Source organism: Kitasatospora sp. NPDC059795, assembly GCF_042732175.1.
In the GTDB taxonomy this organism is placed as follows: Bacteria; Actinomycetota; Actinomycetes; order Streptomycetales; family Streptomycetaceae; genus Kitasatospora.
In genome coordinates this window covers 157561-167438 of sequence record NZ_JBHWID010000007.1, presented here as the reverse complement: position 1 = coordinate 167438, position 9878 = coordinate 157561, and the positions used below count along the sequence as shown (strand labels likewise).

Here is a 9878-nt window from a genome sequence, read left to right as displayed (position 1 = left end):
CGCCGGACTGCCGGACGGCAGCGCCCAGGTGGTGGCGATCGGCAGCGACGGCAACGTCTACCACAACACCCGTCTGACCAACGCGAGTTGGGCCGGATTCGCGCCGCTCGACGGAGTCGGCACGTCGAAGATGCAGGCCTTCGAGGTGGCCATCGCCGGCCTGCCGAACGGGACTTCGCAGGTGCTGGCGATCGGCAGCGACCACCAGGCGTACTCCCGGGTCCGGCTCACCGACGGCAACTGGACGGCCTTCCAGGCCATGGCCGGACACGACGGCGCCGCGACCTTCCCGGCCCGGCGGGTGGCGGTCGCCGCGATGCCCGACGGCTCCACCCAGGTGCTCGCCACCACTCTCTGACCCACTCTCTGACCCGCCCTGGGCCGCGGCGGGCCCAAGGCCCCGGGCCCGCCGCGGCCCACCCCAAAAAGCTTGCTCCACCAGTTCTGGACGGCCCATCGGGCGTCCCTCTTCCAAGGAGTTCCACATCATGGAAATCGCACACAAGTTCGGCAAGGCCGGTCTGGCCGCCATGGTCGCCGCCGGCGCCCTGACCACCTTCGCGGCCGGCTCGGCGCACGCCGACGCGGCCTCCATCGTCAGCATCGCGAACAGCCAGCTCGGGCAGGGCCCGTGCAGCATCGGCGGCAGCGGGTACTACCCCCCCAACAAGAGCGGCAGTTCCTGCGACGGAGCGGGCCACAAGCGCGAGTCCTGGTGCGCCGACTTCGCGGCCTGGGTCTGGGGCCGCAGCGACGTCGCCTTCGCCAATGAACTGTCCTCCGGCGCCGCCAGCTTCTACGACTACGGCGTCAAGCACGGCACCCGGCACAGCACCCCGCAGGTCGGCGACGCCATCGTGTGGGACTTCAACTCCACCACCGACTGGGCCTCGCACGTCAACCTGGTGACGGCCGTCAACGGCAGCTCGATCACCGTGGTCGGCGGCAACCAGAGCAACAGCGTCACCACCTACACCATCAACAACGCCGGGATCGGAAGCCTCTCGTCCACCGGCCAGCGGATCAGCGGCTTCATCTCCCCGATCTTCAACGGCACCACCAGCAACCCGTCCAACCTGCCGGCCGGCACCCTGGTGAAGTCCGCCTCCAGCTCGACCGTCAAGGTGATCGTGGGCGGCGCCGGCCTGGCGATCCAGGGCTCCGACGTGGACGCCGACCACTACGACCTCAGCAAGATCGTCACGGTCGGCGACGCCGCGTTCAACTCCCTGCCCGCCGTCCCGCCGAATGGAACCGTCGTGATGGACCAGTCCGGTACCGACAACTCCCGCTTCGTGGTCGTCGACGGCGTCGCCCTGAACATCGGCGGCGACGACTGGGTCTCGGGCGGCTACAGCACCAAGCCGCAGATGGGCGTCCCCACCTCCTGGCTGCGCGACGCCACGCAGCGCACCCTGGGCACCGGCGTGGTCGTGCTGGACCAGTCGGGCGCCGACAACAGCCGCTACGTGATGGTCCGCGGCGCCGCGCTGCCGATCTCCGGCGCCGAGTGGGACAACGGCGGCTACGCCGCCCGCCCGTCGGCCGGCGTTCCCGCCGCCTGGTTGAAGGCGGCCGCCGCCAAGCCGGTGCCGGACGGGACCGTGGTGATGGACCAGAACGGCGCCGACAACAGCCGTTTCGTGATGGTCGGCGGCGCGGCCGCCGCCATCTCCGGCACCGAGTGGGACAACGACGGCTACAACGACCGCCCGCTGATGGGCGTCCCCGGTGCCTGGCTGAGCCGGGCGGCCGCGGCCAAGCCCGCCGACGGAGTGCTGCTGAAGGGCGAATCGGGCGCCGACTCGTCGGTGTACGTCACCGCCAACGGGTCCGCCCTGCCGCTGACCGTCCCCGAGTACAACAACGTCTGGGCCAACCGCCCGACCACCGGCGCCCCGGAGCGGTGGCTGGGCTGGATCGTCGCCAAGCCCCTGGCCAACGGCACCGTGATCACCAACGCCAGCGGGCAGGAGACCACCCGCTACGTGATGGCCGGCGGCAAGGCCGTCCCGCTCAGCGGTGCCGACTTCGCCGCGCTCGGCTACGACCAGCAGCCGCTGCGCGGCGTCCCCGGCGCCTGGGAGGCCACCGCGGTCGCCAAGTCCGCCCCGGCCGACGGCACCATGCTGCTGTCGCCCGACAACACCACCGTCTGGCTGGTCGTCAACAACGGCCACAAGCGCCCGATGACCCCGTCCGAGTTCGGCGACGGCGGCTACTCCTTCCTGGACGTGGTCCGCGTCCCGACCGCCCTCACCGCCGCCCTGCCGGGCGCCTGACATCCCCCGCAACCCGCCGGCCCCGTGCGCCGGGGAAGGGTCAGGACAGCAGCAGCGGCATGTCCCAGTCGTGCGGGGTGCCGCCGCAGGCGTAGGAGTCCAGGGCGAGCGCGACGCCCGCGGCGCCGTCCAGGTAGCCGGAGACGTCGGAGGCGAACGGTTTCGGGGTCATGGAGAAACGCAGGCCGAACGGGATGTCGGGGTCGAAGGCGTCGACCAGCCGGGCGGCGATCAGGTCGCGCCGCTGCTCGATCCGCGGGTCCGCGAAGTACTCGTTGAGGCGGCCGAGTTGGTGCAGCGCGCCGGCCCAGCCGTGGCAGATCGCGTGGTCGGCGATGCCCCAGTCGTCGATCGGGACGGCGAGCAGCCGCTCCACCGAGTCGCGGGCGGCCGCCGTCCAGTCCGGGCGGTCGAGCACCGCGCCCGCCACCTGGAGGGCGCGCGAGACGCCGGGCGCGCCGTAGCACCAGGCCGGCCAGCCGGCGGGCTTGCGCCAGGCGTCCGGGCCGGCCAGGTACGCGGGGAGGTCCAGGTGGTTCGGCCAGTACGGGCCGTGCTCGTCGCGCACCGCCCAGCGCAGCAGCAGCGCGGCGATCCGTTCCATCGCCTCCTGGTGGCCGGGCAGCCGGACGCCGTCGCGCCAGGCCAGCGCGAGCAGCATCAGCGGGCCCGCGACGCCGTGCGACAGGCCCAGGTTGAGGTGGCCGTCGGGCATCAGGTGCTCGGAGCCGATCCGCGGCGCGTCCAGCGACCACCAGCGCGGGACGCGCACCCCGCGGTGCTCGGTCTCGCCGCGCCCGAGTTCGATCAGGTAGCCGAGGACGCGCTCCAGCTCCTCGCCGCAGGTCTCGGCGCGCGCCAGCAGGTACCGGCCGACGCCGGTCATCCCGCGCACCACCTCGTAGTGGCCGATGGTCTCCAGCGGGCCGTCCGGCACGGCGGGCAGCGCGGTGTGCACCAACTGCCGTTGGTAGGCGTCGAGTCGGTGCAGTGCGGTGGTGTAGCCGCCGGTGGCCCGGTTGGCGACCAGCACGGCGAAGGCCAGCGCCCCCGGGCCCTTGAAGATCCCGCTGGGCGTGGTCTCGCCGTCGGCGGCGGCCCGGGTGGCGACGGCGAGCCAGCCGTGCGCCCGCGCCACCCGCTCCGGGTGCGGCCGGGCCCCGCCGCTGAACGCCAGCGACAGGCCCGGACTGCCGCTGCCGAGCGTCAGCTCCACCCACACCCCCTCCGCGACCCCGCTGTCGTTCGCCTCGGCCGGGATCCGGGTGGCGGCCATGGTCGCGGCCGGGTCGGCCAGCCGGTCGAGAATCCGCTCGGAGACCGTCCCGGCGGCTTCGCGCAGCGACGACGTGGCGGGGGGTTCGGTGACGGTCATCGGGTGCTCCGCAAGGTGAAGTGAACGGTGGGGCGGGCGAGTTGGTGCAGTGTCAGCCGGCGTTGGCCCGGCGGCCCAGCAGGCTGCGGGCGGCGCCGCGCAGGACGGCGTAGCCGCGGGACTCGGCGGCCCGGTCGATGCCGAACAGCCGGTTGTGGCGGATGTGCAGCAGCGACATCAGGGCCTCGTCGCGGTCGGCCTCCGGCGCGGCGAGCACCAGCCGGCCGTACGCGCGCGGGGCGGGCGAGTCGGTCCAGACGGCGGCCAGGGCGGGCACGCCGAGGAGTTCGGCGGCGTGCCGGGCGGCGTCGCCGGGGCGGATCAGCCGGTCGGTCAGGGCGCGGTGGCGCTGGTAGAGCCGGTGGTCGGGGGTCTTCTCCAGCAGGTGGTCGACCCAGCCGCACCAGTCCCAGTCGCCGAGCGAGTCCAGCAGCACGGCGTGGCCGACGGCGGCCAGCACCTCGTCCGGCACCGCGGCCGCCCCCGCCTGCCGGGCCTGCAGCTGGACGATCGCCGACCGGCTGTCCGTCAGGAACAGCTCCTCGGCGGCCCGCAGCGCGTCCGGCCCGAGGTAGCGGTCGGTCTCCGGCCGGTACACGTCCAGCGCCATGGTGCGCAGCGCACCGGTGTCGATCAGCCGCCGGACGTGCCGGCCGAGGGTCGGCAGGACGCGTTCGGCGAGGACGGCCGGGTCGCCGTGCAGACGCAGCCGCAGGTGCGGTTCGGGGTCGCGGTAGCGGAGGAAGAACCAGCGGTCGATGTCGCCCTCGACGTCGGCGAGCAGCCGGGGCAGGTGCTCGGCCAGCAGCGCCTCGTGCGCGGACGGGTCGGCGTACAGCTTCGCGAACAGCCAGTCCTCGCCGGGCAGATGGACGCGCGTCGGGGCCGGCCGCGGCGCGGAGCGGGCGATCGGCCGGCGGGCGTCGGCGGCCGGCTCCGGTGTCGGGGTGCGGAACAGCGGGACGACGATCTCGGTGCTGTGCCCGTGGTTCCAGCCGAGCCCGGCGCCGTCCGCGGTGAGGTCCTGGACGAGCTGGAACCTCGGTTCGGGGGCGGTGAGTTCGGCGCGCAGCAGCTCGGCGTCCCAGCTCTCCCGCAGGTCGATCGGGAACATCCGGTCGTTGCTGGCGATCTGCAGCCGGTCGGGCACCCGGTAGCGTTCGCGCCACTGCCGCAGGCCCTCGGCCCAGGCGGCCGGCCCGGCGGTGCGGGCGGCGTCGCGCAGGCGGCGGCCGGGCAGCCAGCGGCGCGGCGCGGCGAGCACCCGGCCGTGGCGGACGGCGGGCAGGTACGGCAGGGTGTCCAGCCCGGCCCAGTCCCAGCCGGACCACACCCGGGGGCGGGCCGCGGCCAGGTCGGACAGGAAGCGGGCGACCGGCGGGGCCTGGGCGTCCAGGGCGAGCATGTGCGGGAAGACCGGCGCCACCGGACGGCCCGACCCGGGGTGCAGCAGGCGCAGCCCGTCCTCGCCGGCGGCGACCAGCAGGGTGCGCCAGTCCAGGCAGTGCGGGTCGCCGCGGTCGGCGGGCACCCCGATCGGCAGGCGGTGCGGCAGCAGCTGCGGGACCTGGACGATGTTCAGCGACCGCGGGTCGCGCGGGGCCAGCTCGACCTGGACGGGCAGCACGTCGTCCCCGGCGGGCCCGGTGGCGAGGACGGCGAGGCCGTCGGTCAGGCCGGTCAGCTCGGCGAACCGGCCGGCGGTGGCGCCCGCCGTCCAGGAGCCGATGTGCGGGCTGCCGAGCAGCAGGAACTCGCCGCGGTCGATCGCGGCGGTGGAGTCGGCGAGCAGCTGGAAGCAGAGCTCCAGGGTGCGCGGCGGGCGGGTGCTGCCCGGGGTGTGGCCGGCGGCGTCGGCGAGGCGGGCGATGTCGGCGTCGTCCAGCACCACGTCCCGGCCGGACATGACGGCCTGCTGGACGAGCTCGGCGACGGCGTTGCGGCGCGGCCGGTCGGCGTCGTCGCCGGGCCCGGACCGGGAGTGCGCGGGCAGCGCGCCGCCGTACTCGGGCGGCAGGCCGAGGCCGCGGTGCGGGTCGGCCAGGTCGCCCAGCGGGACGGCGCTCGCGGTGCCGTAGTGCTCGATGAACCGGTCCCGGTAGTCGCGCAGGTGCTCCAGGGTCGTCCACTCGGGCGTGATCGCCCAGATCGCCTCGGCGTACCGGCGCACCTCCTCGCCGACCGCCTCCGGCAGCACCAGGTCGGCGGGCATCCGCAGATCGACCTGGACGGGCGGCCGCTCGCCGGCCCGATCGGCCGGGTCCAGCCTCCGGACCTCGTCCAGCAGGGCCCGCCAGGACGCCAAGCCCTCGCCGGGACGGTCGCGTTCGTGGACGGCCGCGGCCGCGCGGACGGCCCGCAGGCCCTCGGCTGCGCCCGGCACCGCCCCGTCCACGGCGGCCTCGATCCGGGACAGCAGCGCGTCGTCGACCCGGTGCGGGGTCAGCGAGGTGAGCAGGAAACCGTGCTGGACCAGCCCGGCCAGCACCGCGTCGATCCGTTCGGCGGACAGCTGCGGGAAGCGCCCCGCCAGGTCGTCCAGCAGCGCGCCGTAGCCGACCGGCCGGGCCGTCAGCTCGCGCACCCGGGCGACCAGCGCGTTGTCGCGCACCGAGATCTCACGTTCGCCGGTGTGCCGCAGCAGCCGGCCGTCGCGCAGCACGGACAGGTCGTCCAACACCACCTCGACCCGGCGGCGCACCTCCGGCACGGCCAGCCAGGCCAGCACCCGGCGGTGCAGCCAGCCGCCGTCCAGCCGCACCCGGACCCGGGCGTCCCCGGCCGGCGAGGACTTCGCGGCGGCCCCGAACGTCGCCCGGCCGACCCCCGCGAACAGGCCGAACGGCGTCGGCCGGCCGCCCGAACGGCGGGCGTACCGCGTCAGGGTGCGGGCGGCGCTGACGGTCCGCTTGCGGCCCAGCGCCGCCGCGCCGTCGGGCTCGCCCAGGCGCTGCAGGCTGAGCGCGAGGCTGCCGCTGGCGACCTCGACGGCCTGCCGCAGCAGCGGGTCCCCGGCCAGCCGGCGCACCCCCGGCGCCGGGTCGTCCGGGTCGATCCGGGCCTCGCCGCCCGTCCGGGGCGTACTGGCCATCCGCACCAGCACCGGCTCGCGGATCTCGAACAGGTCCTGCTCTGCGCGCACGTTCGTGGTGCCCCTCAAGGTCGGATACAGCGGCTGGGAGACGAAGAGACGCGGGGCGGGCCGCAGCCCGCCCCGCGCCTGTGCTTCACCGACGTGACGTCAGCAGCAGACCGGGCAGCGGGTGCCGATCGCGTAGCTGCTGGGCGAGGTGTAGGTGCCCTGGCCGAACGCCTGGGTCTCCTCCGAGACCTCCGCGATGCGCAGGTCGAGGTCGAGGTCGGTGTCCTGAACGAGAATCTCGTTACGCATGGTCCCCTCCAGAGGGCTCGTCGGTCCGGCCGGTACGGAGTCCCGGTCGCAGCACCGGCTGTGAACGTTCGTTCGCATTCGGTGCCGGGGCCAACTTTTTCCCGGCTTCCCACCATGTGGTGAGTGCCGTCCTGGCCAACCTGGCGGCACAGGCCCGCCGCGCGATCGCCGGACGCCCCCGCGACCCGCGCGACCTGCGGTTCGCCGTTCGTCGTGCCACCGAACAGTGCTGGCCGGGACGGTGCGCACGCCGTCCATTTCCGATCGGTCCTTCGGCGGCCAGGTTTCAGTACCGAAAACCACGAACACTGCTGCTCCCGCGTGGTGGGAATGATCCCTCTGGGGCTCGTGGGACAGGAGTCCATGACACGTTCGACGGGCGTTCACCGTTTTGACTCAAACTTTGCCGCCGACGGCCGAGAAACGATCAGCCGCCCGACCCGGACCCACCCGCCCGACCCTCCGGAGCCTCCGCCGCCACCCGGTGCACGAACGTCGCCGTCAGGAACGCCACCACCGCGCAGACGATCACCAACGGCACCGAATCCACCGCCTGATCACCCAGCAACGACGACGCCAGCACCGTGCTCGTCACCGGCAACCGGGTGACCGCCGCACTGCTCGCCGCCAACCCCGCCGCCAACCCCGCCGCCACCCCCAACCCCGGCAACCCGCCCACCGCCACCCCCAACGCCGCCCCCAACAACACCGCCGGAAAGATCGGCCCACCCCGCAACGACCCCAGCGCCACCCCCCAACCCAGCCCCTTGAACACCACCAACGCCACCAACGCCCCCACCGGCCACGCCTGCGGATCCGCCGCCAACTGCCCCAACGTCGCCTGCCCCGACAGCGCCGCCTCCTCCGGCGACCGGCCCGTCACCACCGCGTACCCCGCCACGCACAACCCCACCAGCACCGCGCAGATCACCGTCCGTGGCGCCGTCCGCTGCGCCGTGAACGCCGCGAACCGGTGGCCCAGCGTCTGCCCCGCGACGATCACCACCGCGATCACCACCGCCAACGGCACCCCCCACAGGAAATCCGCCGCGTCCGGCAGCGACGCCTTCGGCACCGACGGCAGCGTCAACGCCCCGATCGTCAGCCCCGTCCAGTGCCCGAACCCCGTGAACACCAGCGCGCCCACCCCCGACGACAGCAGGCACGGCAACAGCAGCAACGTCAGCTGCGGCCCGCCCAGACCCGCCGCCTCGATCATCATCACCGCCGCCACCAGCGGACTCCCGAAGATCGTCGAGATCGCCGCCGTCGACCCCGCCGCACCCAGCATCGGCGCCAGCCGCGGACTCGCCGCCCGCCGCGCCCGCCCCACCGTCAGCAACGCCAGCCCACTGCCCACCGCCATCAACGGCGCCTCCGGACCCAGCACCGCACCCAACGGCAACGACGCCAATGCCGCCAGCACCACCGACGGCACCTCCACCGGCAACGTCGGCGGCCCACCCAGCCCGTGCACCGGCACATGCCCGCCCCGCCCCGGCATCCGGGTCACGATCGGCGCCAGCAACAGACCCGCCAACGCCAACGCCGGCAACGGCCACCACCACGGCGCCCGCCCGTACCCCAGCGCCTCCGGCGCCGACTCCCACACCCAGTGCTGCAACTCGTGCTCCAGGCCGACGAAGCCGAACGCCGCCAACGAGACCGGCACCCCCACCAGCGCGGACACCAGCAGCAGCCGCCCGTAACCCGGACTGCGGAGCAGCGCACGAATCCCCGGCGCCGAGTCCGGGCCGGCGGCCTGCTCTGCCATCTGCGCTCCCTGCCTCGCCCGGACACACGTGCTCCGACCGTCCTGCGGCCCGGCCGCCCCGGCCAGCCGGGCGCGCCGAACGGGCGAGACCCCGCTCGCGCGGGGAGCCCGCTCGCCGCGCCGGTCGTACCGTGGACCGAGGGGGCAGCCACCCGGGGGGATCGACCGACCCGAGGAGAACGCGATGCCCGGCTCCATGACCATCGGCCACACCGACGCACTCGTGATGCTCAGCCACCAGGACGCGGAACGGCTCTCCGCCGTCCTGTCCGGACTCTCCCGCCTCGCCGCGACGGGACAGCTCCCCGCGCCCGCGACCGCCGCCCTCTCCGGCGGCGACCCCCCGGACCGCGCGGAACTCGCCACCTGGTGCCACAACCTCTCGGAGTACCTGCGCGATCACCTCTGAGACCGGCAGACCGGCGGGCGCGAACCCCCGGGGAGCACAGCTTTCGCCCCCGGTTTCGCGCCCGCGCATCCTCTCCCCCGGTAGGTTTGGGCCCATGGAGCTGTCGTGGGTGACCGTGGACACGCCGTTGCCGAGTGGGGCGATGAAGTTCGGGGTGACGGCGGACGGCGTGGCGGCGGCGACGTACGCGGGGGACGTGTTCGCGGGGCGTCCGGTCGGGGTGCCGGAGTGCGAGGACGCCCGCAAGCGGTCGCTGGTGAAGAGCCGGGTGGGCGAGTACTTCGCGGGCGAGCGGCGGGAGTTGGGTCTCCCGATCGACTGGCGTTTCGCGACCGGCCCCCATCTGACCGTGCTGCGCTGCCTGTTGGCCGAGGTCGGCTACGGCAGAAGCATCACCTACGGCGAACTCGCCACGCTCAGCGGGGTGTTCGAGGGTCAGACCGAACCGGGGATACCCGCCCGGACGGTGGGCCAGATGATGGGCGCCAACCCGCTGCCACTGCTGGTGCCGTGCCATCGGGTGGTCGCGGCCGACGGCCTGGGCGGTTTCGGCGGCGCGTGGCACGGGGTGGAGGTGAAGCGGTGGCTGCTCACCCTGGAGGGCGTCCTGCCGCCGACCCTGGACTGGTCCGGGCCGGCGGACTGAA

7 protein-coding genes and 1 pseudogene are annotated in these 9878 nt (G+C 74.4%); 4 read left to right on the top strand and 4 right to left on the bottom strand.

Features of this window, described 5'->3' with window-relative positions; translation table 11 throughout:
• Both ACFV4P_RS16735 and ACFV4P_RS16730 read left to right on the top strand, forming a co-directional pair.
• Positions 1-358: pseudogene (locus ACFV4P_RS16735) on the top strand (hypothetical protein); the annotation flags it as partial.
• 130 nt (positions 359-488) lie between these two features.
• Entirely contained in the window at positions 489-2282 is a 1794-nt protein-coding gene (locus ACFV4P_RS16730; protein ID WP_380471690.1) for a CHAP domain-containing protein, read from the top strand.
• Positions 2283-2322: 40 nt separating this feature from the next.
• Here the strand turns inward: ACFV4P_RS16730 and ACFV4P_RS16725 are convergent, their stop codons facing one another.
• The 4 genes from ACFV4P_RS16725 to ACFV4P_RS16710 all read right to left on the bottom strand — a co-directional run bounded on the left by ACFV4P_RS16725 (position 2323) and on the right by ACFV4P_RS16710 (position 8822).
• Positions 2323-3657 (bottom strand): lanthionine synthetase C family protein, encoded by a 1335-nt coding sequence (locus tag ACFV4P_RS16725; protein ID WP_380471687.1) that lies wholly within the window; start codon positions 3655-3657, stop codon positions 2323-2325.
• A gap of 52 nt (positions 3658-3709) precedes the next feature.
• Positions 3710-6748 (bottom strand): lantibiotic dehydratase, encoded by a 3039-nt coding sequence (locus tag ACFV4P_RS16720; RefSeq protein ID WP_380472050.1) that lies wholly within the window; start codon positions 6746-6748, stop codon positions 3710-3712.
• A gap of 150 nt (positions 6749-6898) precedes the next feature.
• The gene (gene lanA / locus ACFV4P_RS16715; protein WP_073807657.1) at positions 6899-7048 is read right to left on the bottom strand and encodes an SCO0268 family class II lanthipeptide; all 150 of its coding nucleotides are present in this window, start codon (positions 7046-7048) and stop codon (positions 6899-6901) included.
• A gap of 427 nt (positions 7049-7475) precedes the next feature.
• Positions 7476-8822 (bottom strand): chloride channel protein, encoded by a 1347-nt coding sequence (locus ACFV4P_RS16710; RefSeq protein ID WP_380471685.1) that lies wholly within the window; start codon positions 8820-8822, stop codon positions 7476-7478.
• A gap of 184 nt (positions 8823-9006) precedes the next feature.
• On the opposite strand from ACFV4P_RS16710, the gene ACFV4P_RS16705 reads away from it, so the two are divergent.
• A complete protein-coding gene (locus ACFV4P_RS16705; protein ID WP_073807661.1) occupies positions 9007-9231 on the top strand; it encodes a hypothetical protein in 225 nt (74 codons plus the stop codon).
• A 94-nt stretch (positions 9232-9325) separates the two neighbouring features.
• On the top strand, positions 9326-9877 hold the full coding sequence (locus ACFV4P_RS16700; RefSeq protein WP_380471682.1) for a methylated-DNA--[protein]-cysteine S-methyltransferase: 552 nt from the start codon (positions 9326-9328) through the stop codon (positions 9875-9877).
• Position 9878: the final 1 nt, after the last annotated feature.